This window comes from Microbacterium rhizophilum (assembly GCF_039605615.1).
Taxonomy (GTDB): domain Bacteria; phylum Actinomycetota; class Actinomycetes; order Actinomycetales; family Microbacteriaceae; genus Microbacterium; species Microbacterium rhizophilus.
Genome location: NZ_JBCNUN010000001.1, coordinates 203,872 through 227,881, shown reverse-complemented (window position 1 = coordinate 227,881; position 24,010 = coordinate 203,872). Strand labels below are relative to the sequence as shown.

At 72.1% G+C, this 24,010-nt stretch carries 24 protein-coding genes; 1 reads left to right on the top strand and 23 read right to left on the bottom strand.

Going from position 1 to position 24,010, the window contains the following annotated elements:
* Positions 1–15 precede the first annotated feature (15 nt).
* From metK to pyrR, 10 genes are all read right to left on the bottom strand, one after another.
* Positions 16–1,203, bottom strand: a complete 1,188-nt coding sequence (gene metK / locus AAD528_RS01225; RefSeq protein ID WP_345750222.1) for a methionine adenosyltransferase — start codon at positions 1,201–1,203, stop codon at positions 16–18.
* A 121-nt stretch (positions 1,204–1,324) separates the two neighbouring features.
* Complete coding sequence (rpoZ, locus tag AAD528_RS01220) at positions 1,325–1,579, bottom strand: DNA-directed RNA polymerase subunit omega (protein WP_345750221.1); 255 nt, start codon at positions 1,577–1,579, stop codon at positions 1,325–1,327.
* Between the two features lie 25 nt (positions 1,580–1,604).
* Positions 1,605–2,588, bottom strand: coding sequence for a guanylate kinase (gene gmk / locus AAD528_RS01215; protein WP_345750220.1), 984 nt, complete (start codon positions 2,586–2,588; stop codon positions 1,605–1,607).
* Entirely contained in the window at positions 2,581–3,450 is an 870-nt protein-coding gene (gene pyrF / locus AAD528_RS01210) for an orotidine-5'-phosphate decarboxylase (RefSeq protein WP_345750219.1), read from the bottom strand. Before pyrF ends, gmk begins: the two co-directional genes overlap by 8 nt.
* Positions 3,447–6,755 (bottom strand): carbamoyl-phosphate synthase large subunit, encoded by a 3,309-nt coding sequence (carB, locus tag AAD528_RS01205; protein ID WP_345750218.1) that lies wholly within the window; start codon positions 6,753–6,755, stop codon positions 3,447–3,449. Before carB ends, pyrF begins: the two co-directional genes overlap by 4 nt.
* A complete protein-coding gene (gene carA / locus AAD528_RS01200) occupies positions 6,748–7,908 on the bottom strand; it encodes a glutamine-hydrolyzing carbamoyl-phosphate synthase small subunit (protein WP_345750217.1) in 1,161 nt (386 codons plus the stop codon). The genes carB and carA overlap by 8 nt, the downstream gene beginning before the upstream one ends.
* Positions 7,905–8,423 (bottom strand): PH-like domain-containing protein, encoded by a 519-nt coding sequence (locus AAD528_RS01195; protein ID WP_345750216.1) that lies wholly within the window; start codon positions 8,421–8,423, stop codon positions 7,905–7,907. Before AAD528_RS01195 ends, carA begins: the two co-directional genes overlap by 4 nt.
* Positions 8,420–9,730 carry a dihydroorotase gene (locus AAD528_RS01190; RefSeq protein ID WP_345750215.1) on the bottom strand — a complete coding sequence of 437 codons (1,311 nt, stop codon included), beginning with the start codon at positions 9,728–9,730 and terminating at the stop codon, positions 8,420–8,422. The genes AAD528_RS01195 and AAD528_RS01190 overlap by 4 nt, the downstream gene beginning before the upstream one ends.
* The gene (locus tag AAD528_RS01185; protein WP_345750214.1) at positions 9,727–10,692 is read right to left on the bottom strand and encodes an aspartate carbamoyltransferase catalytic subunit; all 966 of its coding nucleotides are present in this window, start codon (positions 10,690–10,692) and stop codon (positions 9,727–9,729) included. Before AAD528_RS01185 ends, AAD528_RS01190 begins: the two co-directional genes overlap by 4 nt.
* Complete coding sequence (gene pyrR, locus AAD528_RS01180; protein ID WP_345750213.1) at positions 10,689–11,231, bottom strand: bifunctional pyr operon transcriptional regulator/uracil phosphoribosyltransferase PyrR; 543 nt, start codon at positions 11,229–11,231, stop codon at positions 10,689–10,691. The genes AAD528_RS01185 and pyrR overlap by 4 nt, the downstream gene beginning before the upstream one ends.
* A gap of 207 nt (positions 11,232–11,438) precedes the next feature.
* Between pyrR and AAD528_RS01175 the strand changes: the two genes are divergently transcribed.
* Complete coding sequence (locus AAD528_RS01175) at positions 11,439–11,804, top strand: endonuclease domain-containing protein (RefSeq protein ID WP_345750212.1); 366 nt, start codon at positions 11,439–11,441, stop codon at positions 11,802–11,804.
* Positions 11,805–11,947: 143 nt separating this feature from the next.
* Here the strand turns inward: AAD528_RS01175 and nusB are convergent, their stop codons facing one another.
* The 13 genes from nusB to AAD528_RS01110 form a co-directional block, all read right to left on the bottom strand.
* Positions 11,948–12,358 (bottom strand): transcription antitermination factor NusB, encoded by a 411-nt coding sequence (nusB, locus tag AAD528_RS01170; RefSeq protein ID WP_345750211.1) that lies wholly within the window; start codon positions 12,356–12,358, stop codon positions 11,948–11,950.
* Positions 12,359–12,377: 19 nt separating this feature from the next.
* A complete protein-coding gene (gene efp / locus AAD528_RS01165) occupies positions 12,378–12,938 on the bottom strand; it encodes an elongation factor P (protein WP_345750210.1) in 561 nt (186 codons plus the stop codon).
* A 73-nt stretch (positions 12,939–13,011) separates the two neighbouring features.
* Positions 13,012–13,158: a hypothetical protein gene (locus AAD528_RS01160; protein WP_345750209.1), complete on the bottom strand. Its 147-nt coding sequence runs from the start codon at positions 13,156–13,158 to the stop codon at positions 13,012–13,014.
* A 1-nt stretch (position 13,159) separates the two neighbouring features.
* Positions 13,160–14,320, bottom strand: coding sequence for a 3-dehydroquinate synthase (gene aroB / locus AAD528_RS01155; protein WP_345750208.1), 1,161 nt, complete (start codon positions 14,318–14,320; stop codon positions 13,160–13,162).
* Complete coding sequence (locus AAD528_RS01150; protein ID WP_345750207.1) at positions 14,317–14,916, bottom strand: shikimate kinase; 600 nt, start codon at positions 14,914–14,916, stop codon at positions 14,317–14,319. The genes aroB and AAD528_RS01150 overlap by 4 nt, the downstream gene beginning before the upstream one ends.
* Positions 14,900–16,123, bottom strand: a complete 1,224-nt coding sequence (gene aroC / locus AAD528_RS01145; protein WP_345750206.1) for a chorismate synthase — start codon at positions 16,121–16,123, stop codon at positions 14,900–14,902. The genes AAD528_RS01150 and aroC overlap by 17 nt, the downstream gene beginning before the upstream one ends.
* 4 nt (positions 16,124–16,127) lie before the next feature.
* A complete protein-coding gene (locus AAD528_RS01140; protein ID WP_345750205.1) occupies positions 16,128–16,982 on the bottom strand; it encodes a shikimate dehydrogenase in 855 nt (284 codons plus the stop codon).
* Positions 16,979–18,433 (bottom strand): endolytic transglycosylase MltG, encoded by a 1,455-nt coding sequence (gene mltG, locus AAD528_RS01135; RefSeq protein WP_345750204.1) that lies wholly within the window; start codon positions 18,431–18,433, stop codon positions 16,979–16,981. The genes AAD528_RS01140 and mltG overlap by 4 nt, the downstream gene beginning before the upstream one ends.
* A gap of 8 nt (positions 18,434–18,441) precedes the next feature.
* On the bottom strand, positions 18,442–18,909 hold the full coding sequence (ruvX, locus tag AAD528_RS01130) for a Holliday junction resolvase RuvX (protein ID WP_345750203.1): 468 nt from the start codon (positions 18,907–18,909) through the stop codon (positions 18,442–18,444).
* The gene (gene alaS, locus AAD528_RS01125) at positions 18,906–21,566 is read right to left on the bottom strand and encodes an alanine--tRNA ligase (RefSeq protein ID WP_345750202.1); all 2,661 of its coding nucleotides are present in this window, start codon (positions 21,564–21,566) and stop codon (positions 18,906–18,908) included. Before alaS ends, ruvX begins: the two co-directional genes overlap by 4 nt.
* A gap of 95 nt (positions 21,567–21,661) precedes the next feature.
* Positions 21,662–21,862: a hypothetical protein gene (locus AAD528_RS01120; RefSeq protein WP_345750201.1), complete on the bottom strand. Its 201-nt coding sequence runs from the start codon at positions 21,860–21,862 to the stop codon at positions 21,662–21,664.
* A gap of 110 nt (positions 21,863–21,972) precedes the next feature.
* Positions 21,973–22,602, bottom strand: coding sequence for a 30S ribosomal protein S4 (rpsD, locus tag AAD528_RS01115; RefSeq protein WP_345750200.1), 630 nt, complete (start codon positions 22,600–22,602; stop codon positions 21,973–21,975).
* 75 nt (positions 22,603–22,677) lie between these two features.
* Positions 22,678–23,991, bottom strand: a complete 1,314-nt coding sequence (locus tag AAD528_RS01110) for an acyltransferase family protein (protein WP_345750199.1) — start codon at positions 23,989–23,991, stop codon at positions 22,678–22,680.
* Positions 23,992–24,010 lie beyond the last annotated feature (19 nt).

Sequence of the window (24,010 nt, the reverse complement as noted above, 5' to 3'; positions counted from 1 at the left end):
CCAGGCCCCTGCGCGTCAGAGGCCGGCGGCGCGGCGCAGCTCGTCGACGCGCGTGATCTGCTCCCACGTGAAGTCCGGCAGCTCGCGGCCGAAGTGGCCGTACGCCGCCGTCTGCGCGTAGATCGGACGCTTCAGGTCGAGCTGCTCGATGATCGCGGCGGGACGCAGGTCGAAGACCGAGCGGATCGCGTCGACGATCGCGTCGTCGGAGACCGCGCCCGTGCCGAAGGACTCGACGTACAGGCCGACGGGGTTCGCCTTGCCGATCGCGTACGCGACCTGCACCTCGAGGCGCTCGGCGAGGCCGGCCGCGACGGCGTTCTTGGCGACCCAGCGCATGGCGTACGCGGCCGAGCGGTCGACCTTGGACGGGTCCTTGCCGCTGAACGCCCCGCCGCCGTGCCGCGCGGCGCCGCCGTACGTGTCGATGATGATCTTGCGGCCCGTGAGGCCCGCGTCGCCCTTGGGCCCGCCCGTCACGAACGGACCGGCCGGATTGATGTACAGCTTGACGCCCTCGTGGTCGAGACCGGTCTGCTCGAGCACGGGCCGGATCACGCGCGCCTCGATCTCGGCGCGGATCTCCTCCTGGGTGAGCTTCGGGTGGTGCTGCGTGGAGACGACGACCGCGTCGACCGTCTTGGGCGTGAACCCCTCGTAGCCGAGCGTCACCTGGGTCTTGCCGTCCGGGCGCAGGAACGGCATCTCGCCGTTGCGGCGCACCTCGGTGAGCCGCTCGGCGAGGCGGTGCGAGGCCCACGCGGCCATCGGCATGAGCTGCGGGGTCTCGTTCGCGGCGAAGCCGAACATGATGCCCTGGTCGCCCGCACCCAGCTCGTCGTACGCGTCGGACGAGCCCTCGCGCGTCTCGAGCGCGTGGTCGACGCCCGCCGCGATGTCGCCGGACTGCTCGCCCACCGACACGCTGACGCCGCACGAGTCGCCGTCGAAGCCCATGTCGCTGGACGTGTAGCCGATGCCGTTGATCACGCGGCGCACGATCGCGGGGATCTCGACGTACGCCTCGGTGCGGATCTCGCCCGCGACGTGCACCAGTCCGGTCGTGACGAGCGTCTCGACCGCCACGCGGCTCTCGGTGTCCTGCGCGAGCAGGCCGTCGAGGATGCTGTCGGAGATCTGGTCGCAGATCTTGTCGGGGTGGCCCTCGGTGACCGACTCCGACGTGAAAAGGCGAAGGCTCATGCTGCTCCTATCGAGGGGATGCTCAGGCGAGGCGGGACGACGCGGCACGGCTCAGACGAGAAGGTGGTCGCCACCCAGGATGGGGGCGACCACCGACATCGGCTGTCTCAGGCGGACCGGATCACTCCGCGTGACGCAGGCGCAGCTTGTCCTGGTGGATCTCGTGCAGCGCGATCGTGAGCGGCTTGTCCTCGACCGACGAGTCGACCAGCGGGCCGACGTTGTCGAACAGGTTCCCCTCGTGGAGATCCGTGTAGTAGTCGTTGATCTGGCGGGCGCGCTTGGCGCCGTAGATCACGAGCTGGTACTTCGAATCGACCTTGCCGAGCAGCTCGTCGATGGGCGGGTCGATGATGCCCTTGTTCTCCGTGGTCACGTGGATCCTCCTGTTGGTCGCGCGCTTATGGGCGCACGGAAGCATCTGACAAGTCTACGACCTGCCGCGCGGCGGTGGCGACGTCCTCGTTCACGATGTGGAAGTCGAACTCCCGCTGGGCGCTCAGCTCGACGCGGGCGGTGCGCAGCCGGCGGGCGCGCTCCTCGGCGTCCTCCGTGCCGCGGCCGACGAGGCGCTGCACCAGCTCGTCCCAGCTCGGCGGCAGCAGGAACACCAGCGACGCGCGCGGATCGGCCGCGCGCACCTGCCGCGCGCCCTGCAGGTCGATCTCGAGCAGCACCGTGCGGCCCTCGGCCAGCGCGGCCTCGATCGGGCCGCGGGGCGTGCCGTAGCGGTACCTGTTGTGCACGACGGCGTGCTCGAGCAGCTCGTCCTCGGCCAGCATCCGGTCGAACTCGGCGTCGTCCACGAAGAAGTAGTGCACGCCGTCGATCTCGCCGGGCCGCGGCGGGCGGGTCGTGGCCGACACCGACACCAGGATCTCGGGGTGGTCCTCGCGGATGCGCGCCGACACGGTGCCCTTGCCGACGGCCGTGGGACCGGCGAGCACGAGCAGCCGACTGCGGCCCGGACGCGGCCGCGGCTCGGGCATGCGCATGTCGAGCCATGCCTCCAGCGCCCCGCGCTGACGCGCCCCGAGCCCGCCCAGGCGCTTGACGGGCGAGATGCCCAGCTCGGCCAGGATGCGGTCGCGCTTGCCCTCGCCGATCGCCGGCAGCGAGGTGAGGAAGTCCGGCACGCGCAGGGTGCCGGCGGGCGAAGCCGGGTCGGTCACGGCGCGGCGGAGGACCTCCTGCGGCGTCACGACGCGCGTGGCGAGGTCGCGCTTGAGCGAGGCGCGCGCCCGGCGGGCCGCGACGGCGCGACGCGAGGCGGCGGCGCGATCCACCTCGGGCGGGCGCTGCGCGGAGGGGGCCTCCGGCGACCGCTGCGCGGAACCGGGCTCGGGCGCCCGCGTCGCCGTGACGTTCTCGGTCGCGTCAGACATGGACGCCTCCTTCGGCGACGGTCGGGTAGGACGCGGCGGCCGCGGCGATCGCCTCGGCGATGCCGGCGGGGCCGGCCGACAGGATGCTCCGGCTCTCGCTCGCGACGACGGCGTGCGCCATCGCGCCGTACACGGCCGCGAGCTGATCGGGGCGCGCGCCCTGGTGGCCGAAGCCGGGCGCGAGGATCGGGGCGGCGGGCGCGAACGCGGCGATCCCCGCCTCGTCCCAATCCACCGTCGCGCCGATGACGAGGCCGAGGCTCCCCCACTCCCCCGCCGCGGCGGCCTGCGCATTGCGTCGTGACACCTCCGCGACGATACCGGCCGAGACGGTGGCGCCGTCGGCGGTCCGCGCGCGCTGCAGGCCGGTCGCCTCGGGATTGCTCGTGGCGGCCAGGACGAACGCGCCCTTGCCATGCGCGTGCGCGACGTCGAACGTGCCCGACAGCGCGCCGACCCCGAGATACGGGCTCACGGTCAGCGCGTCGGCCTCGAGCGGCGCGCCGGGCGCGAGCCAGGCGGCCGCGTACGCGTCCATGGTCGAGCCGATGTCGCCGCGCTTGGCGTCCGCGATCGTCAGCAGCCCTGCCGCGCGCGCGGCGGACAGGACGTCCTCGAGCGCCGCGATGCCGGCCGATCCGTGACGCTCGAAGAACGACACCTGCGGCTTGACGAAGCCCGCGCGGCCGGCGGCGGCGTCGACGACCCGCAGTCCGAACTCGCGCACGCCGGCGGCGTGGGGGCTCAGCCCCCACGCCGCCAGCAGCGGATCGTGCGGGTCGATGCCGACGCAGAGGTGCCCGCGCCGCGCGATGGCGGCGCGGGCGCGCTCTCCGAACGACGCGGTCGCGGATCCGGTCACACGGCCCCCACGGTCACGGCGATGCGCTGCGCGCGCTCGGCGGCGTACTCCTGCAGGCTCTTCACGCGGAAGCCGTCGCGCATGGTGTCCATGGCGCTCACGGCCGCGCCGAGCGTCGCGATCGTGGTGAACAGCGCCTTGTCGCCGCCCACCGCCGCCGCGCGGATCTCGTAGCCGTCGGCGCGCGCCGACATCCCGCTCGGGGTGTTCACGATCATGTCCACGCGGCCGTCGTTGATCAGGTCGACGATGTTCTCCTCGCCCGACTCCTGGGTCGCGCTGTACTTGCCGACGACCTCCGCGCGGATGCCGTTGCGCAGCAGGATCTCGGCCGTGCCCTCGGTCGCGAGGATCGAGAAGCCGAGCTGCTGCAGGCGGTGCGCCGGCAGGATGACGTCGCGCTTGTCCGCGTCGGCCACCGAGATGAACACCGTGCCGCCGAGCGGGATGCCGCCGTAGGCAGCCGCCTGGCTCTTCGCGAACGCCGTCGGGAAGTCACGGTCGATCCCCATGACCTCGCCGGTCGAGCGCATCTCCGGGCCCAGCACCGAGTCGACGATGTGCCCCTCGCGCGTGCGGAACCGCTTGAACGGCAGCACGGCCTCCTTGACCGACACGGGCGAGTCGAGCGGCACGCGCGATCCGTCCGTCTCCGGCAGCAGGCCCTCGGTGCGCAGCGCGTCGATCGTCTCGCCGCCCATGATGCGCGATGCGGCCTTGGCGAGCGGGATGCCGAGCGCCTTCGACACGAACGGCACCGTGCGGCTGGCGCGCGGGTTGGCCTCGATCACGTAGAGCACGCCGGCGCTGATCGCGAACTGCACGTTGAGCAGGCCGCGCACGCCGACGCCCTGCGCGATCGCGAGGGTCGCCTCGCGCACGCGGTCGATCTCGGTGCGGCCGAGCGACATCGGCGGCAGGGCGCAGCTCGAGTCGCCCGAGTGGATGCCGGCCTCCTCGAGGTGCTCCATGACGCCGCCGATGTACAGCTCGTGACCGTCGTAGAGCGCGTCGACGTCGATCTCCACGGCGTCATCGAGGAAGCGGTCGACGAGCAGCGGAGCGTCCTCGCCGATGATCGCGTGCTCCGCGATCCGAGCGAAGTAGTCGCGCAGGCTCGGGGTGTCGTAGACGATCTCCATGCCGCGGCCGCCGAGCACGAAGCTGGGCCGCACGAGCACCGGGTAGCCGATCTCCTCGGCGATGCGCACGGCCTCGTCCTCGTTCGTCGCGGTGCCGTTGCGCGGCGCCACGAGGCCGCCGCGCTCCAGGATCTCGCCGAACAGCTTGCGGTCCTCCGCCAGGTCGATCGCGGCGGGGCTGGTGCCGAGGATCGTGTAGCCGGCCTGCGCGATGCCCTTCGCCAGACCGAGGGGGGTCTGCCCGCCGAGCTGACAGACGACGCCGTGGATCTCGCCCGACTGCGCCTCGGCGTGCAGCACCTCGAGCACGTCCTCGAGCGTGAGCGGCTCGAAGTAGAGCCGGTCGGACGTGTCGTAGTCGGTCGAGACCGTCTCGGGGTTGCAGTTGACCATGACGGTCTCGAAGCCGGCGGCCGACAGCGCGAACGACGCGTGCACGCACGAGTAGTCGAACTCGACGCCCTGGCCGATGCGGTTCGGGCCCGAGCCGATGATGACCACCTTCCGGCGCTCGGACGGCGTCACCTCGCTCTCGAAGTCGTAGCTCGAGTAGTGGTACGGCGTGAGCGCGGGGAACTCGCCCGCGCACGTGTCGACCGTCTTGAACACCGGGCGCAGGCCCAGCGCGTGGCGGACCGCGCGCACCTCGGTCTCGCCGAGTCCGCGCAGCTGCGCGATCTGGGCGTCCGAGAAGCCGTGCTCCTTCGCGAGGCGCAGCACGCGCTCGTCGAGCTCGGCCGAGCCGGCGACGAGCTCGGCGACCTCGTTGATCAGGACGATCTGGTCCAGGAACCACGGGTCGATCGCGGTCGCGTCGAAGGCCTCGGCGACGGTCGCGCCCTTGCGCAGCGCCTGCTGCACGAGCACGATCCGGCCGTCGGTCGGGGTGCGCGCCTCGAGCAGCAGCTCCTCGGCGGAGCGCGCCTCCTCGCCCCAGTGGAAGCTGGAACCGCGCTTCTCGACCGAGCGCAGGGCCTTCTGCAGCGCCGTCGTGTAGTTGCGGCCGATGGCCATCGCCTCGCCGACCGACTTCATGGTCGTGGTGAGGGTCGGATCGGCCGCGGGGAACTTCTCGAACGCGAACCGCGGCACCTTGACCACGACGTAGTCGAGCGTGGGCTCGAACGACGCCGGGGTGACCTTGGTGATGTCGTTCGGCACCTCGTCGAGGCGGTAGCCGAGCGCGAGCTTCGCGGCGAGCTTCGCGATCGGGAAGCCGGTCGCCTTGGACGCGAGCGCCGACGACCGCGAGACGCGCGGGTTCATCTCGATCACGATGATCCGGCCGTCGGCGGGGTTGACGGCGAACTGGATGTTGCAGCCGCCGGTGTCCACGCCCACGGCGCGGATGATGTCGATGCCGATGTCGCGCAGCTTCTGATACTCGCGGTCGGTGAGGGTCAGCGCCGGGGCGACCGTGATCGAGTCGCCCGTGTGGACGCCGACCGGGTCGACGTTCTCGATCGAGCACACGACGACCGTGTTGTCGGCCGTGTCGCGCATCAGCTCGAGCTCGTACTCCTTCCAGCCGAGGATCGACTCCTCGAGCAGGACCTCGGTCGTGGTCGACTCGCGCAGGCCCTGCCCGGCGATGCGGCGCAGGTCCGCCTCGTCGAACGCGAAGCCCGAGCCCAGGCCGCCCATCGTGAAGGACGGGCGCACGACCATCGGGTAGCCGAGCTCCTCGGCGCCGGCGAGCACCTCGTCCATCGTGTGGGCGATCACGCTGCGCGCCACCTCGGCGCCGGCGTCGATCACCAGCTGCTTGAAGATCTGGCGGTCCTCGCCCTTGCGGATGGCGTCGACCTTGGCGCCGATCAGCTCGACGTCGTACTTCTCGAGGATGCCGCGCTCGTGCAGCGCCATGGCCGCGTTCAGCGCGGTCTGGCCGCCGAGCGTCGGCAGGATCGCGTCGGGCCTCTCCTTGGCGATGATCGACTCGATGACCTCGGGGGTGATCGGCTCGATGTACGTCGCGTCCGCGAACTCCGGGTCGGTCATGATCGTGGCCGGGTTCGAGTTCACCAGGATGACGCGCACGCCCTCCTCGCGGAGCACGCGGCACGCCTGGGTGCCGGAGTAGTCGAACTCGACGGCCTGACCGATGACGATCGGGCCCGATCCGATGACGAGGACGGACTGGATGTCGTCGCGCTTAGGCATTCGCGTCCTTCTTGCTGAGGTGGGCGACCACCATGTCCTTGAAGCGGTCGAAGAGGTAGTTGGCGTCGTTGGGGCCGCCCGCGGCCTCGGGGTGGTACTGCACCGAGAACGCCGGGATGTCGAGGGCGCGCAGGCCCTCCACGACGTCGTCGTTCAGGCCCACGTGGCTGACCTCGACGCGGCCGTAGCCGGCCGGGCTGTCGAACTCGCCCTCGAGGGGGGCGTCGACCGCGAAGCCGTGGTTGTGCGCCGTGATCTCGACGCGGCCCGTGAGCTTGTCCTTCACCGGCTGGTTGATGCCGCGGTGGCCGAACGGCAGTTTGTACGTGCCGAGGCCCAGCGCGCGGCCGAGCAGCTGGTTGCCGAAGCAGATGCCGAAGAAGGGCACGCCCTCCTCCAGGATGCCGCGCAGCAGCTCGACGTGCGTCTCGGACGCGGCGGGGTCGCCGGGGCCGTTGGAGTAGAACGCGGCGACCGGGTCGATCGCGAGCAGCTGCTCGCGCGTGACGCTCTGCGGCAGCACGTGCACCTCGAAGCCGCGGCGCGCGAGGTTGTTCACGGTGGCCTGCTTGATCCCGAGATCGATCACGGCGAGGTTGCCGATCTTCTCCCCGACGGCCGGCGTGACCGCGGCGACCTCGACCGACACCTGCTCGGACAGGTTCTGGCCCGCCATCTGCGGAGCGTCCGTCACGAGGCGCAGCTGCTCGTCGGCTTCGATCGCGGCGGCCTCACCCGAGAAGATGCCGCCGCGCATGCTGCCGGCGGAGCGGATGTGGCGCGTGATGGCGCGCGTGTCGATCCCGCTGATGCCGACGATCCCGTCGCGCTCGAGCGCGTCGTCCAGCGACTCCTCGGCGCGCCAGCTCGAGACCACGCGCGAGGGGTCGCGCACGATGTAGCCGGCGACCCACACGCGGCGGGACTCGGGGTCCTCGGTGTTGACGCCGGTGTTGCCGATGTGAGGCGCGGTCTGCAGCACGATCTGGCCCGCGTAGGACGGGTCGGTGAGGGTCTCCTGGTAGCCGGTCATGCCGGTCGTGAAGACGACCTCGCCGAGCGTGGTGCCGTGCGCGCCGTAGGCGTGCCCGGGGTAGCGGGTGCCGTCCTCGAGGACGAGCACCGCCGGCTGGCGGTCGAGGAGCGATGTCATCGCTGTGCTCCCATCTGGGTGGAGTCGGAGTCTGAGGTGCCGCGGAGGCGCTGGATCTCGGCCACGAGGGCGTCGGGATCGGCCTCCTGCAGGCGGAGGTAGGTGTCGCACACCGTGCCGTCGTCGGCGGCCCATGCCATCAGCACGAGCCCGTCGCTCTCGACGACGCGGTCGATGGTCCAGGTGGCGCGTCCCGTGCCGCGCAGGCGCGCGGTGTCGAGGAACACGGTGGGCTCGCCCGGCATGTCCAGTGCGACGCCCGCGTCGGTCACGGTGACCGCGACGCGGGAGCGGAACGCCAGGTGGCGCACGTTCAGGCGGTCGAGCGGCGCCTCGTGCCGGGTCGTCGCGACGTACAGCCCGGTGAAGCTCGCGCGGATCTCGCCGCGCCGCTCGGCGACGGGTGCGGCCACGCCCCCGTCGCGCCTGGCTCGTCGTCGCCAGCCCCACGCCATGAGCGCGAGTGCGATCACCGCGATCGCGACGAAGATCATCGAGGCGGCCTCCTGGCTCACGCGCGCACCCCCTCGAGCTCGACGACGTCGCCGTCGGCGACGGTCGCGTAGCCGCGGTGGATCGTCCACATCACGCGGCCGGGGAGCTCGCGTCCGAGGTAGGGCGAGTTGACGCTTCGACCGCGCAGGTCGGCGGTGGCGAAGGCGCCGCCGGCCGAGGGGTCGTACAGCGTGAGCTCGGCGGGCTGCCCGGCCGCCAGCGGCGTGCCGTGGCCGGCCAGGCGGCCGATGCGCGCGGGCGTCGCCGACATCACGCGCGCCACGCCGGCCCAGTCGAGCAGACCGGTCTCCACCATGGACTGGTGCACGACGCGCAGCGCGCTCTCGAGCCCGACCATGCCGTTCGCGGCGGCCTGCCACTCGCACGCCTTGGCCTCGGCCGGGTGCGGGGCGTGGTCGGTCGCGACGATGTCGATCGTGCCGTCCGCGAGGCCCTCGCGCACCGCCTGCACGTCCTCGGCCGTGCGCAGCGGCGGGTTGACCTTGTAGCGCGCGTCGTAGTCGCGCACCAGCTCGTCCGTCAGCAGCAGGTGGTGCGGCGTGACCTCGGCGGTCACGTCGATGCCGCGCTTCTTGGCCCAGCGGATGATGTCGACGGATCCGGCCGTGGAGAGATGGCAGACGTGCAGGCGCGAGCCGACGTGCTCGGCGAGCAGCACGTCGCGCGCGATGATCGACTCCTCCGCGACCGCGGGCGAGCCGGCGAGCCCCAGCTCGGCCGAGACGACGCCCTCGTTCATCTGCGCGCCCTCCGTGAGGCGCGGATCCTGCGCGTGCTGCGCCACCACGCCGTCGAACGCCTTCACGTACTCGAGCGCGCGGCGCATGATCAGCGGGTCCCACACGCAGAAGCCGTCGTCGCTGAAGACGCGCACGCGGGCGCGGGAGTCGGCCATGGCGCCGAGCTCGGCGAGACGCTCGCCCTTCTGCCCGACCGTGACGGCGCCGATGGGCTGCACGGTCGCGTACCCCGCGGCCTCGCCGAGCGCCAACTCCTGCTCGACGACGCCCGCCGTATCGGCGACCGGGGACGTGTTGGGCATCGCGAACACGGCGGTGAAGCCGCCCGCGGCGGCCGCGCGCGTGCCCGTCAGGATCGTCTCGCTCGCCTCGTAGCCCGGCTCGCGCAGGTGCGTGTGCAGGTCGACCAGCCCCGGCAGCGCGATCAGACCGTCGGCGTCGACGCGCGTGGCTCTGTCGCGCGACAGGCCCGTCCCGACCTCCGCGATCCGCCCGTCCTCGATCAGCAGGTCGGCGCGCTCTCCGCCCTCGATGGATGCTCCGGTGATGAGGAAGACATCGCTCATCGCTCCCCCTCACTCGAGTTCGTCCGCTCGCCCGCCAGCAGCAGGTACAGCACCGCCATCCGCACCGACACCCCGGCCTTGACCTGCTCCAGAACGGTCGAGCGGGGCGAGTTCGCGGCCTCCGCGGAGATCTCCAGGCCGCGGTTCATGGGCCCGGGGTGCATCACAATGCTACCTTCTGGCAGGCTGACCAGGCGCCGAGGGTCGAGCCCCCAGCGCCGGGAATACTCCCGCTCAGAGGGGAAATACGCCGCGTTCATGCGCTCCAGCTGGATGCGCAGCATCATGAGCGCGTCCGGCTCCTGCGCGATCGCCTCGTCCAGGTCGTAGCGCACAGCGACCGGCCACGCCGAGATGTCCTGCGGCAGCAGCGTCGGCGGGGCCACGAGCGTGACCTCCGCGCCGAGCGTGTGCAGCAGCCAGACGTTGGAGCGGGCGACGCGCGAGTGCAGGATGTCGCCCACGATCGTGACGCGGAATCCCGCGAGATCCCGGCCGCGGCTGCCGGCCCCGTGGCGGCGCTTGCGCATCGTGAACGCGTCGAGCAGCGCCTGCGTCGGATGCTCGTGCGTGCCGTCGCCGGCGTTCACGACGCCCGCGTCGATCCATCCGCTCGTCGCGAGCGTCCGCGGCGCGCCGGAGGCGCCGTGCCGGATGACCACGGCGTCCGCGCCCATGGCCTGCAGCGTCTGGGCGGTGTCCTGCAGGCTCTCGCCCTTCGAGACGCTCGAGCCCTTGGCCGCGAAGTTGATGACGTCGGCCGAGAGCCGCTTGGCGGCGGCCTCGAAGGAGATGCGCGTGCGCGTGGAGTCCTCGAAGAACAGGTTCACGACGGTCTTGCCGCGCAGCGTCGGCAGCTTCTTCACCTCGCGCGACTGCGTGTCGGCCATGTCCTCGGCGATGTCGAGGATCCGGATCGCGTCCTCCCGCGCGAGCGTGCGCGTGTCGAGCAGGTGCCTCATGCGTCGCCGCCCTCGATCGAGACCTCGTCGGCTCCGCCGTCGATCTCCGCGACGTGCACGTTCACGCGCTCGCTGCGGGAGGACGGCAGGTTCTTCCCGACGAAGTCGGGCCGGATCGGCAGCTCACGGTGCCCGCGATCGACCAGGATCGCGAGGCGCACGGCGGCGGGCCGGCCGATGTCGTTCAGGGCGTCGAGGGCCGCGCGGATGCTGCGCCCCGAGAAGAGCACGTCGTCGACCAGGACGACGACCCGGCCGTCGATGCCTCCCGCGGGGATCTCGGTCGGCCGCGGCGTGCGCGTGGGGTGCCGGGCGAGGTCGTCGCGGTACATCGTGACGTCGAGCGACCCGGTGGGCACCGCGACGCCCGCGAAGCGCTCGATCAGCGCGGCGAGCCGGTGGGCCAGGGTGACGCCGCGCGTCGGGATCCCCAGCAGGATCAGTCCGTCCGGGCCCCTGTTGGACTCGAGGATCTCATGGGCGATCCGAGTCAGGGCCCGCGTGATGTCGGCTTCATGCAGCACGGTGCGCGTGCTCATCCGCCTCTCCCTTCTCCGCCTCACGGGACGGTGTTAAAGGTGCAGGTGAGTTCATCCTATCCGGCCCGACGGCGCGGCCGCTGCGCGCTCCTGTCGTCCACAGGCCGAACCTGCCTCCGGGAGCGCCACGCACCTGTGTGCCAGCCGCATGAACGCGCACTCGCGACCTGGGACTCCGCGTTCCGCCGCGGCCTCGTCTCGCGAGACGTGTTCGGGCGATACGACCTCAAGCCGGCCGCTCGGCGACTGCTCTCGGAGATCTCGCCGTGGCTCGACTCGGGCCTCGAGACCTTCGTCTTCACGCGGCTGCGCTGGCTGCGCATCCGGACCCATCCGCAGGTGGTGCTGCTCGGCCGCCGCGTGGACTTCCTGATCGGCGACAGGCGGGTCCTCCAGATCGACGGCGGGCACCATGTCGGCGCCCAGCGCGAGGACGACATCGCGCACGACGCACTTCTGCGACTGCACGGCTACACCGTCATCCGCGTCGGCTGCTTCCAGGTCACCGACCGGTGGCCGGAGGTGCAGGATCTGCTCCTTCGCGCGATCGCCCAGGGTCTCCACCTCGCGTGAACGCCAGCACTCGCGAGGAGATCGGCGCTCTCTCGTCTCGAGATCTCCTCTCGATCGCCGGCCTCCTCCCGACGGCAGGCGCAGGGCGGAACACGGACGGCCGGACCCGCGAGGGATCCGGCCGTCCGTGGACAGGCGGCGCGTCAGCTGGACCGCGAGATGCGGGCCAGCACTCCGTGCACGAACGCGCCGGAGTCGTCGGTCGAGAACTCCTTGGCGAGCTCGACCGCCTCGTCGATCGCGACGGCGGTCGGAACCTCGTCGTTGTGCAGGATCTCCCACGTCGCGATGCGCAGCAGCGCACGGTCGACCGCCGGCATGCGGTCGATCTTCCAGTCGCGGCTGTGGGTCGCGATCTGCTCGTCGATCTCCTCGGCGTGGTCGATCACGCCGTCCACGATCTCACGCGCGTAGAGCCACGACGCCTCGCGGGCGGGCTCGGACGCCGCGCGCTTCGCCTCGGAGGCGAGGGCGACGGAGAGCCGGTCGCCGCGGACGTCGGCGGAGAACAGGATGTCGAGGGCGCGCTTGCGCGCCTTGGTGCGGGCGCTCATCGCTTATCGCTCTTGGCGCTCACTTCTCGCGGCCGAGGTAGTCGCCCGTGCGGGTGTCGACCTTGACGCGCGTGCCGGTCTCGAGGAACAGCGGCACCTGGATCTCGGCGCCGGTCTCGACCGTGGCGGGCTTCGTGCCCGCCGACGAGCGGTCGCCCTGCAGGCCCGGCTCGGTGTAGGTGATCTCGAGGATCACCGAGGCGGGGAGGTCGACGTACAGCGGCGTGCCGTCGTGCAGCGCGATCGTGACCTCCTGGTTCTCGAGCAGGAACTTCGCCGCGTCGCCGACCGTGGCGGCCGGGACGTTGATCTGGTCGTAGTCCTTCTGGTCCATGAACACGAAGCTCTCGCCGTCGTTGTACAGGTACGAGTAGTCGCGGCGGTCGACGTTCTGGATGTCGACCTTCGCGCCGGCGTTGAACGTGCGGTCGACGACCTTGCCGCTCACGACGTTCTTGAGCTTGGTGCGGACGAACGCGCCGCCCTTGCCGGGCTTGACGTGCTGGAACTCCACGACGCTCCAGAGCTGGGAGTCGATGCTCAGCACGACGCCGTTCTTGATGTCTGCGGTGGATGCCATGGGATTCCGTTCGTTCGATTGAGTCGCGCGGATCGCGCGCAAGTACGCAGGCCGTGACGGCCGAGGTCCGATTCTACCGTGCCGCCTCGATCGCTCCGCTGAGCGGCGGCCCGCCGAGCACGGCGACGATCGGAGCCGGGACGTCCTCGAGCGGCACCGCCTCCGCGAACAGCCGGTCGCTCTCGCCCCCGACGAGGACGTCGGGGTCGGGCCCGTCCATGTCAGTCGCGGCGCGTGCTGATGATCCGGCCCTGCTCCTCGGCGCCGATCTCCTGGTACGCCGCGAACAGCAGCGACTCGTCGGGCGCCTGGTGCACGGTGGGCTTGGCGATGTCGTCCAGCAGGATGAACCGCAGCATGCCGCCACGGGACTTCTTGTCGCGCTGCATCGTCGCCAGCAGCGTCTGCCACGCGCCGGCGCGGTAGGTCGTCGGCAGACCCAGCAGCTCGAGCACGCGGCGGTGGCGGTCGACGGCCGCGTCGGACAGGCGCCCGGCCAGGCGCGACAGCTCGGCGGCGTACATCATGCCGACCGAGATCGCGGCGCCGTGGCGCCACCGGTACCGCTCGGCGTGCTCGATCGCGTGGCCGAGCGTGTGGCCGTAGTTCAGGATCTCCCGCAGGCCCGCTTCGCGGAAGTCCTCCCCCACGACGTCGGCCTTCATGCCGATCGCGAGCTCCACGCAGCGGCGGAACTCGGGGGTGGTCACATCGACCGCGCGCACGGGATCCGCCTCCACGATGTCGAGGATCTCGGGGTGCCGGATGAAGCCCGCCTTCACGACCTCCGCGAAGCCGGCGAGCACCTCGTTCTCGGACAGGGTGGCGAGCAGATCCAGGTCGCAGATCACCGCGCGCGGCGCCCAGAACGCGCCGACGAGGTTCTTGCCCTCGGCGGTGTTCACGCCGGTCTTGCCGCCCACGGCCGCGTCGACCATGCCGAGCACGGTGGTCGGCACCTGCACGATCTCGACGCCGCGCAGCCAGCTCGCGGCGACGAAGCCGGCGAGGTCGGTGACGGCGCCGCCGCCGAAGCCGACGACCGCGTCGGTGCGGGTGAAGTCGGCCTGGCCCATGATCTGCCAGCAGAACGCCGCGACCTCGATGCGCTTGCCCGACTCCGCGTCGGGGATCTCCGCCAGCAGCACCTCGCGTCCGCCGTCGGCGAGCAGGGCCTCGCGCAGCTCGGCGGCCTGAGCCGAGAGCGTCGGCGGGTGCACGACCAGCACCTTGCGGGCGGCCGGGGGCAGCGCCGCGCCGACGCGCGACACGATGCCGTGGCCGATCGTGATGTCGTAGCCCGGGGTTCCGGCCACGTGGACGACCGTCTCCGCGGCGGCCCCGCCCGTGGTCTCGCCGGGCGTCTCGGTCGTGTCGCTCATCGGGCGCTCTCCTTCTCGTCGGGTGCGGTCTGGTCCGCGGGCGTCGACGCCGCGGCGTACGCCGGATCGTGCTGCCCCGCCCACTCCGCGATCGCCGTCACGACGTCCTGCAACGGCCCGTGCGACGTGTCGAACGCGACGTCGGCGACCTCCCGGTACAGCGGCTCGCGGGCGTCCCGGATCCGGATCCAGGTGTCCAGCGGATCCTCGCCCGTGTTGAGCAGGGGACGCTTCTGGGAGCGGATGCGCCCGGCGACGACGCGCTCCTCGACCGTCAGCAGGATCACGTGGTGCGCGCGCAGCGCCTCGCGCGTGCCCGCATGCGTCACGGCCCCGCCGCCGAGGGCGACGACGCCGCCGCGGCCCAGTGCAGCGAGGACCGCCTCGTGCTCGAGCTCGCGGAAGCGCGGCTCGCCGTGGTCCGCGAAGATCTGCGTGATGGGGCCGTGCGCCTTCACGATCTCGCTGTCGGTGTCGCGGAACCGCGCGCCGAGCGCTCGGGCCAGGCGACGGCCGATGCTCGACTTGCCGGCGCCCATGGGGCCGACCAGGACGAGCGCGCGCGGCGGCGTCGGCGCGTCAGAGGGCGAGGTCATGCGCGAGGTCGGCCGCCCCCGGCGACGTCCGCAGCGTGTCCGCGATGCCGTCCAGGTAGGCCTTCAGGTTGCGGCGCGTCTCGCGCACCGAGTCGCCGCCGAACTTCTCCAGCACGACGTCGGCGAGCGTGATGGCGACCATCGCCTCGGCCACGACGCCCGCGGCCGGCACGGCGCAGACGTCGGAGCGCTGGTGGTGCGCCGCGGCGGTTTCGCCCGTGGCGACGTCGACCGTGCGCAGCGCGTGGGGCACGGTCGCGATGGGCTTCATGCCCGCGCGCACGCGCAGCACGGTTCCCGTGGACATGCCGCCCTCGGTGCCGCCCGCGCGGTCGCTGCCGCGCACGATGCCGTCGGCCGTGGCGAACAGCTCGTCGTGCGCGGCGGATCCGCGCCGGCGCGTGGTCTCGAAGCCGTCGCCGACCTCGACGCCCTTGATGGCCTGGATGCTCATGAGCGCCTGTGCGAGCTTGCCGTCGAGGCGCCGGTCCCAGTGCACGTGCGAGCCGAGCCCCGGCGGCAGGCCGTAGGCGAGCACCTCGACGATGCCGCCGATCGTGTCGCCCTCCTTGCGGGCGTCGTCGACCTCGGCGACCATCCGCTCGGAGGTCTCGGGGTGGAAGCAGCGCAGCGGATCGGCGTCCAGCGCGTCGACGTCGTCGGGCGTCGGCAGGGCCGCGTCGTCGGGCACGCGCACGGGTCCGATCGACAGCGTGTGGCTGACGAGGCGGATGCCGAGCTCGGACAGGAACGCGCGGGCGACGGCCCCGAGGGCGACGCGGGCCGCGGTCTCCCGGGCGCTCGCGCGCTCGAGGATCGGGCGGGCCTCGTCGAAGTCGTACTTCTGCATGCCGACGAGGTCGGCGTGACCGGGGCGCGGGCGGGTCAGTGCGGCGCCGCGGCCGCGCGACTTCTCGGTGAGCTCGACCGGCTCCGCGCTCATCACCTCGGTCCACTTGGGCCACTCGGTGTTGCCGATGCGCAGCGCGATCGGGCTGCCGAGCGTGAGCCCGTGGCGCACGCCGCCGGAGATCGCGAGCTCGTCCTGCTCGAACTTCATGCGCGATCCGCGACCGTAGCCGAGCTTGCGGCGCTGCAGGTCGGCCTGGATGTCCGAGGCGAGGATCGGCACGCCCGAGGGCAGGCCCTCCATCACGGCGATGAGTTCGGGGCCGTGCGATTCGCCGGCCGTGAGCACGCGGAGCATGACCTCAGTCTCCCATGAGCGCCGAGCGCATCGCGGCGCGCACGTCATCCTCCGACGCGAGCGGCGCGTCGACCGACCCCGTGGTGAACGCGCGCACCTGCAGCACGGCCTGATGCAGCAGCATCCCGTGCCCGGGGATCGCGCGGTCGACCCAGCGGCTCGCGAGGTGCGAGGGCCACGGATGGTACGCCACGTCGAACAGCGGCCCGCCCGCGGCGGCCAGCGCATCCGCGTGCGCGTCGGGCAGGATCGTGCCGCCCGGCAGCGCGCAGATCGTCAGGTCGGCGGCCGCGAGCGGGCCGCCGAACGCCTCGACCTCGCTCGCGAGCCCCAGCCGCCGGGCGATGTCGACGAGCGGCCGCGCGCGCTCGGGGCGGCGCGCCACGATCGCCGCGCGGCGGGCGCCGAGCTCGGACGCCGCGACCAGCGCCGACGCCGACGTCGCGCCCGCCCCGACGATCCGCACCGAGGCGGCCTCCGCGATGCCCTCGTCCGCGAGGGCCGCGACGATGCCGCCGACGTCCGTGTTGAAGCCGAGGACCGCGTCCGGCGCCGCCCCGGCCGGCCGGGGCACGTCGGCGCCCGGCAGCACGAGCGTGTTCACGGCGCCGGTCAGCTCGGCGCGGCCGTCGCGCCACGCGCTCGCGCGCCACGCCCGCTCCTTGAGCGGCATCGTCACGGCGAGCCCGCGCCACGACGCATCGAGGCCGGCGAGCACGCCGTCGAAGGCGTCCTCCGAGACGCGCACGCGCTCGAAGGTCCAGTCGAGCCCCAGCTCGCCGTACGCCGCGCCGTGCAGCTGCGGCGACCGGCTGTGCGCGATCGGATCGCCCCAGACCGCCAGGCGGGTCGCGGTCACCCGCCGCAACCCGCGTGACCCGGGTGCGCGTCGCACCAGGCGTGGAGCTTCGCCTCGTTCTGCTGCTGCTCTCCGTACGTCGCCGCGAACAGGGTCTCCCCCGTCTCGAAGTCCACCGTCACGAAGTACTGCCAGTCGCCCGTCTCCGGGTTCATGGCGGCCGCGATGGCCTCGTCGCCCGCGTTGGCGATGGGTCCCGCCGGCAGACCGGCGTGCACGTACGTGTTCCACGGGTTGGGGTCGTCCAGCTGCTCCTGCGTGCTGAATGCGGTCGTCTGCTCGGGCACGTCGGGGTGCGTCATCCAGTAGCCGAACTGGGCCGTCGAATCCATCTGCAGCAGGCCGTCGGTATCGCTGATCTCGGGGTCGAGGCGGTTCAGGATGACGCGCGCGACCTTCCCGAAGTCCGCCGACCCGCCCTCGCGCTGGATGATCGACGCGATCGTCAGGATCCGCTGCTCCTCGCCCTCGGGGACGCCCGCCTCGGCGAGCGACTCGCGCGTGCGATCCACCATCGCGCGGATCACGTCCTCCGCGCCCGTCTCCGGGTCGAACGTGTAGTTGGCCGGGAACAGCCAGCCCTCGAGGCTGTCCGCGTCGACGCCGAAGGCCGACGGATCCTCCGCGGCCTTCTCCAGCTCCTCGATGGGCATGTCGAGCCCCGCCGCGGCGGCCTCGAGCGTGGCCTCCACCGTCAGCCCCTCGCGCAGCGCGACGGAGTTCTCGAGCCGGGTCGCGGGATCCTCGAGCGCGGTCACGACCGCCTCGGACGTCATCTGCTTCTGGAGCCGGTACACGCCCGGATAGAAGGTCGGGATCGACTCGCGGCCGATCAGGTGCTCGTAGAACGAGTCGGAGTTCAGCGTGACGCCGGCCTCGTACAGCGTCTGCGAGATGACCTCGCCGCCGTCGCCCTCCTCGATCGTGATGATCGCCTCGCCGGTCGCCTCGCCCGCGGGGTAGTCGTTGGGGCCGTCCCAGCCGAGCTTCTCCTGGATCACCGGGCCGTACGTGTTCCAGAGGTAGAAGCCGCCGCCGACGATGCCGCCGAGGATCACCAGCAGGATGATCGACGTCACGAGGCAGCCTCGGCCGCCGCCGCGGCGCTGCTTGGCGTCGACCGTGTTCTCGGGCACGAACAGGTCCTCGAGGGACGCGGCCTCCGGGCCGCTGGGCGCCGGCTCCTGCGCGGTGAGCGCGGCGGTCTCGGCGAGGGTCGCGGGTTCCGTGCGCGCGGCGGTGGGCGCGCCGGCGCCGACGTCGCGGAAGACGGCGTCGTCCCACGGCACGGCGCTCTCGGCGCGGATCGGGGTGTGCGCCGCATCTCCGTCAGAGCCGTCGACATCCCGCGCGGCGTCGGCCGGCAGCACCGGGCCCGATGCCGGGCGCGAGGACTCGCGCGCCTGGCGTCGGGTCAGCGGGGCGCTCTCGTCTCGGGAGGGATCGGTCATCTGCGGGTCTACTCCTCGGGAATGCCGGCCGGGTTGCCGGCGGCCGCTCCGGTGCGTTTCTCGCTGTCGATGGCGTGCTGGAGAAGCACCACCGCGGCGACCTGATCGACAATGCTACGAGAACCCTTCTGAGATCTCCCGGACTGCCGCAGCGCGGAGTGCGCCGACACGGTGCTGAGCCGCTCGTCGACGAGCCGCACGGGCGCGCTCTGCGCCCCGGCCAGCTCGGCCGCGAACTCGCGCGCGTCGGTCGTGGAGAGGGTGTCCTCGCCGCGCATGTTCAGCGGCAGCCCCACGACGATCTCGAGCGGCTCGTACTCGGCCGCGAGCTCCACGAGCCGGGCGATCGAGCGGTCGTCCCGCGGCACCGTCTCGACGGGGACCGCGAGCATCCCGTCCGGGTCGCAGCGCGCGACGCCGACGCGGGCCCTGCCCACGTCGACGCCGAGGCGCACGCCGCGCCGGAAGCCGGTCACGCCGTCCGCAGCTGCGCGCGCACGGCGTCCAGCGCCGCGGGCACACCCGACGCGTCGGAGCCGGCGCCCTGCGCCATGTCGTCGCGCCCGCCGCCGCGGCCGCCGATGGGCTCGAGCGCCGCCTTCACGAGCGCGCCGGCCTTCGCGCCCGCCGCGCGAGCGGCCTCGTTCGTGGCGACGATGACCAGCACCTTGTCGCCCGCGACGCCGGTCAGGGCGACCACGGCCGGCTCCGACCCGAGGCGCTCGCGCACCGAGGTGGCGAGGCTGCGCAGATCGTCGGCCGTGGCGACCTGGCCGACCGACTCGGCCACGAGGTTCACCGATCCGGTGCGCTGTGCCGTCTGCGCGAGCGCGGGAACCCGGTCGGCGAGGGCGCGCGCCTCGAAGGCGGCGATCTTCTTCTCGGCGGCCTTCAGGCTCGCGGACAGCTCGGCGATGCGCGCGGAGAGCTGGTCCTTCGGCGCCTTGAGCGACGCGGACAGCTCGGCCACGAGCGCGCGCTCGGCGGTCAGCTCGCGGAACGCGTCCAGGCCGACGAGCGCCTCGACGCGGCGGTTCGACGCGCCGACGGACGACTCGCCGATCAGGCTCACGAGCCCGATCTCCGCGCTCGAGGAGACGTGCGTGCCGCCGCACAGCTCGCGCGACCAGGGGCCGCCGATGTCGACCATGCGCACGGTCGAGCCGTACTTCTCGCCGAACAGCGCCATCGCGCCCGCGGCCTTGGCCTCGTCGAGCGAGAGCACGCGCGTGGTGACCTCGAGGTTGTCGCGCACGGCGTTGTTGGCGATCTCCTCGATCTCGGAGCGGGTCTCGACGCTCAGCGCCTGGCCCCACGTGAAGTCGAAGCGCAGGTAGCCGGCGCGGTTGAGCGATCCGGCCTGCGTCGCCCCCTTGCCGAGCGTGTCCCGCAGCGCCGCGTGCACGAGGTGCGTGGCGGAGTGCGCCTGCTGCGCCGCGCGCCGGTTGGCGGCGTCCACGACCGAGGTGGCGGGCTGGTCGATGGCGACCTCGCCGCGCGTGACCTCGACCGTGTGGCTGATGAGGCCGGGCACGGGGCGCTGCACGTCGAGCACCTCGAGCTCGTAGCCGGGGCCCACGATCGTGCCCTTGTCGGCGACCTGGCCGCCCGACTCGGCGTACAGCGCGGTCTCCGCGAGGATCACCTCGGCGATCTGGCCCTCGGTCGCGCGACCCGTCGCCAGGCCGTCGACGAGGACGCCCAGCACGCGGCTCTCGGTCTCGAGGTCGGTGAAGCCGGTGAACGTCGTCTCGCCCAGGGCGCGGAAGTCGCGGTACACGCTGACGTCCGCGATCGCGCGCTTGCGCGAGCGCGCGTCGGCCTTGGCCCGCTGGCGCTGCTCCTGCATGAGCGTGTCGAAGCCGTCGCGGTCGACGCCGATGCCGGCCTCCTCGGCGATCTCGAGCGTGAGGTCGATCGGGAAGCCGTAGGTGTCGTGCAGCAGGAACGCCTGGTCGCCCGCGAGCGCCGCGCCGCCCTCCGCCTTGGTCTTCTGCACCGCGGTGTCGAGGATGGTGGATCCGGACGACAGCGTGCGCAGGAAGGTCTCCTCCTCCGCGATCGCGTACGACGAGATCCGCTGCCAGTCGGCGTCGACGACCGGGTACGCCTCCTTCATGGCGTCGCGCGACGCCTCGAACAGGGCCGGGAAGGTCGCCTCGTGCACGCCCAGCAGGCGCATGGCCCGGACGCTCCGGCGCATCAGGCGGCGCAGGATGTAGCCGCGCCCCTCGTTGGAGGGCGTCACGCCGTCCGAGAGCAGCATGAGCGAGGACCGCACGTGGTCCGCGATGATGCGGAACCGCACGTCGTCCTCGTGGTCCCTGCCGTACCGGCGGCCCGAGATCTCGGACGCGAGGTCGAGGACCGGACGCACCTGGTCGATCTCGTACATGTTCTCGACGCCCTGCTTGAGGAACGCGACGCGCTCGAGGCCCATGCCGGTGTCGATGTTCTTCGCCGGAAGGTCGCCGACGATGTCGAACTCGGTCTTGGACCGCACGTTCGTGATCTCGTTCTGCATGAAGACGAGGTTCCAGATCTCCAGGAACCGGTTGTCGTCGACGATCGGTCCGCCGTCGCGGCCGTACGCGGGGCCGCGGTCGAAGTAGATCTCCGAGCACGGGCCGGCGGGACCGGGCTGGCCCGTGGTCCAGAAGTTGTCCTCGCGGCCGAGTCGCTGGATCCGCTCGGCGGGCAGGCCCGCGACGCGCTGCCACAGGTCGGCGGCCTCGTCGTCGGTCTCGTAGACCGTGACCCACAGGTCCTTCTCCGCGAAGCCCAGGCCGCCGTCCGCCTCCGAGGACGTCAGCAGCTCCCACGCGTACGCGATCGCCCCCTCCTTGAAGTAGTCGCCGAACGACCAGTTGCCGAGCATCTGGAAGAACGTGCCGTGGCGGGCGGTCTTGCCGACCTCCTCGATGTCGTTCGTGCGGATGCACTTCTGCACATCGGCGGCGCGCGCGTACGGGGCGGGGACGACACCCGTCAGGTACGGGATGAACGGCACCATGCCGGCGATCGTGAACAGGATCGACGGGTCGTCGCTCACGAGCGAGGCGGACGGCACGATGGTGTGGTCGTTCTTCTCGAAGTAGTCGAGGTAGCGCTTCGCGATGTCCGCGGTCTTCATGTGGGGTGGTTCGTCCTTGACTGGTGCGGCCGCCGTCGGCGGCTGTGCATGCGGGACCGGCCGCCTCGGGCCGGCGGCCGGTGGGCGAGCGGGGTTCAGAGGGCGGGTGTGCCGTCGCCCGCCGAGGAGTGGCGCGCTTCCTCGAGGCGGTAGGCCTCGCCGATGCGGTCGATGAACTCGTCGATCCGGGCGTCGATGTCGGCGAGCACCTCGGCGCCGCGCGGGTCCTTGTTCAGGAAGTGGGCCGCGACGAAGCCGCCGACGATGCCGAGCAGGAACCACAGCACGTTCTTCATGTCACCCATCCTCCGTCCGGGCCGCGCGTCGGCGACGTCGTTCCATCGTAGACGCGAAACACGAAGGGCATCGGGACCAGGTCCCGATGCCCTTCGACGGCTGCGATGGATCAGCGCGCCGCGTAGTACTCGACGACCAGCTGGACCTCACAGGTCACGGGGACCTGCGCGCGCTTCGGGCGGGCGACGAGCTTCGCCTGGAGCTTGTCGAGCTCGACCTCGAGATAGGCCGGGACGTTCGGGAGCACCTCGGCGTGACCGCCGGCGGCCGCGACCTGGAACGGCTCCATGGCCTCGCTCTTGGCCTTGACCTCGATGGTCTGGCCCGGCTTGACGCGGAACGACGGGCGGTCGACGATCTTGCCGTCGACGAGGATGTGGCGGTGCACCACGAACTGGCGCGACTGCGCCGTGGTGCGGGCGAAGCCCGCGCGGAGCACGAGGGCGTCGAGACGCATCTCGAGCAGCTCGACGAGGTTCTCACCCGTCAGGCCGTCGGTGCGGCGAGCCTCGTTGAAGGCGATGCGCAGCTGCTTCTCGCGGATGCCGTACTGCTCGCGCAGACGCTGCTTCTCGCGCAGACGGACGGCGTAGTCGCTGTCCTGCTTGCGCTTCGTGCGGCCGTGCTGGCCGGGGCCGTAGGGGCGCTTCTCGAGGTAGCGCGCGGCCTTCGGGGTCAGCGCGACGCCGAGGGCGCGCGACAGGCGCACCTTCCGGCGGTCCTGGGACTTGGTAACCATGGTTTCCTTTCACGAGGCCGCGGCTGTCGCGACGCTCGGACGTACAGTCCCCTCCCATCCGGTTCGGGCGTACGTCTACCCACCCGAGGGATCAAGCGAAAGGGGATGTGCCCGGATTTCGAGCCGATCCAGCCTATCAGACCGGCCCGATCGCGCCGGACCGCCGACGGTCAGCCACCCCACCGTCCCCGCGAGCAGCGCGACCGCGACGGCGGTGAGCGGCGTCAGGTATCCCTGAGTCAGAACCCAGCCGACCGCGGCGATCAGGATGACGGTCGCCGTCAGGGCCGCCCACAGCGGCATCCGGCGCTCGCGCTCCCGCGGCCAGAGCGCCTCGATCCGGGGCACGATCGCGCAGCACGCGGCGATCACGACGACGATCGCGAGGAACCACGGCAGGCGCGTCACCCACCACGTCGGACCCAGCACGGACGGGAACGGCAGGCCGAGCGCGAGCTGCGCGCCCGCGACGACCGCCATCGCGACGGTGTGCCACAGGTAGATCACCATCCCGTACGTGCCGAGCACGCCGACGAAGACGAGCGCGCCGCGGTGCGTCATCATCCGCCGGATCGCGGGCTGCAGCAGCGTGAACAGGTAGACCTGCGCGAGGCCGAGCAGCAGCAGGACGATGGTGGGCGGGTTGAGGTTGGCGATCATGTCCGGCGAGTACCCGAGCGCGAACACCGCCACGGCGATCAGGCCGTAGGCGGCCAGGGTCAGCACGACCAGCACCCATCGCGGGCGGCGCGCGTACCAGGAGTCGCGCACCCCGAAGCCCAGCTGCTGGACGAACAGCCAGATGAACAGCCAGTTGAGCGCGCCGACGGGCAGGTGAAGCAGGCGCACCGCGCCGTCGACCAGCAGTGCGAGCGCCGCGAGCCCGAAGAACGTCGGCCACGCCCAGTGCCGGTGCAGGAACGCCATGACGGGCACGAACGACGTGCAGATCGCGTACACGGCGATGAACCACAGCGGCTCCGCGAGCCGGAACGCGAACGTGCGCAGGAACTCCGCATCGGCGCCGCACCAGGCCATGACGCCCAGTGCCGCCAGCACGGCGAGCATCGCGAACAGCACCGGCCGCGCCAGCCGCAGCGTGCGGACCCGGATGTAGTGCCCCGCGCTCTCGCCCTGGTGATGCAGGCGCCGCCACGTCGTGATGCCCGCGAAGCCGCCCGCGATGAAGAACGTCGGCATGATCATGCCGATCCACGTCAGGCCCGCGAGCGGCGCCCAGTCCGCGAGGGCGTTGAACGCGCGCGGCGGCGATCCCTCGATCCCCATCTGCAGCGCGTGCAGCACGACCACGACCGGGAGGCAGATCGCCCGCACGAAGTCGACGGACAGGTCGCGGTCCGGCGGGATCCGCGGCAGAGGTCTGGTCATGGCGCTCACACCGGGGCGA

Bases quoted from the DNA above. Each gene is read 5' to 3' on its own strand.
- pyrR (WP_345750213.1), bottom strand. From the start codon at position 11,231: ATGAGCACGCGCACCGTGCTGCATGAAGCCGACATCACGCGGGCCCTG.
- alaS (WP_345750202.1), bottom strand. From the start codon at position 21,566: ATGAAGACCGCGGACATCGCGAAGCGCTACCTCGACTACTTCGAGAAG.
- rpsD (WP_345750200.1), bottom strand. From the start codon at position 22,602: ATGGTTACCAAGTCCCAGGACCGCCGGAAGGTGCGCCTGTCGCGCGCC.
- gmk (WP_345750220.1), bottom strand. From the start codon at position 2,588: ATGTCTGACGCGACCGAGAACGTCACGGCGACGCGGGCGCCCGAGCCC.
- AAD528_RS01185 (WP_345750214.1), bottom strand. From the start codon at position 10,692: ATGAGGCACCTGCTCGACACGCGCACGCTCGCGCGGGAGGACGCGATC.
- carB (WP_345750218.1), bottom strand. From the start codon at position 6,755: ATGCCTAAGCGCGACGACATCCAGTCCGTCCTCGTCATCGGATCGGGC.
- AAD528_RS01190 (WP_345750215.1), bottom strand. From the start codon at position 9,730: ATGAGCGATGTCTTCCTCATCACCGGAGCATCCATCGAGGGCGGAGAG.
- metK (WP_345750222.1), bottom strand. From the start codon at position 1,203: ATGAGCCTTCGCCTTTTCACGTCGGAGTCGGTCACCGAGGGCCACCCC.
- aroC (WP_345750206.1), bottom strand. From the start codon at position 16,123: ATGCTCCGCGTGCTCACGGCCGGCGAATCGCACGGCCCCGAACTCATC.
- aroB (WP_345750208.1), bottom strand. From the start codon at position 14,320: ATGAGCGACACGACCGAGACGCCCGGCGAGACCACGGGCGGGGCCGCC.
- mltG (WP_345750204.1), bottom strand. From the start codon at position 18,433: ATGACCGATCCCTCCCGAGACGAGAGCGCCCCGCTGACCCGACGCCAG.
- efp (WP_345750210.1), bottom strand. From the start codon at position 12,938: ATGGCATCCACCGCAGACATCAAGAACGGCGTCGTGCTGAGCATCGAC.
- carA (WP_345750217.1), bottom strand. From the start codon at position 7,908: ATGACATCGCTCCTCGACCGCCAGCCGGCGGTGCTCGTCCTCGAGGAC.
- AAD528_RS01110 (WP_345750199.1), bottom strand. From the start codon at position 23,991: ATGACCAGACCTCTGCCGCGGATCCCGCCGGACCGCGACCTGTCCGTC.
- nusB (WP_345750211.1), bottom strand. From the start codon at position 12,358: ATGAGCGCCCGCACCAAGGCGCGCAAGCGCGCCCTCGACATCCTGTTC.
- AAD528_RS01150 (WP_345750207.1), bottom strand. From the start codon at position 14,916: ATGACCTCGCCCTCTGACGCGCCGACGCCGCCGCGCGCGCTCGTCCTG.
- AAD528_RS01120 (WP_345750201.1), bottom strand. From the start codon at position 21,862: ATGAAGAACGTGCTGTGGTTCCTGCTCGGCATCGTCGGCGGCTTCGTC.
- AAD528_RS01160 (WP_345750209.1), bottom strand. From the start codon at position 13,158: ATGGACGGGCCCGACCCCGACGTCCTCGTCGGGGGCGAGAGCGACCGG.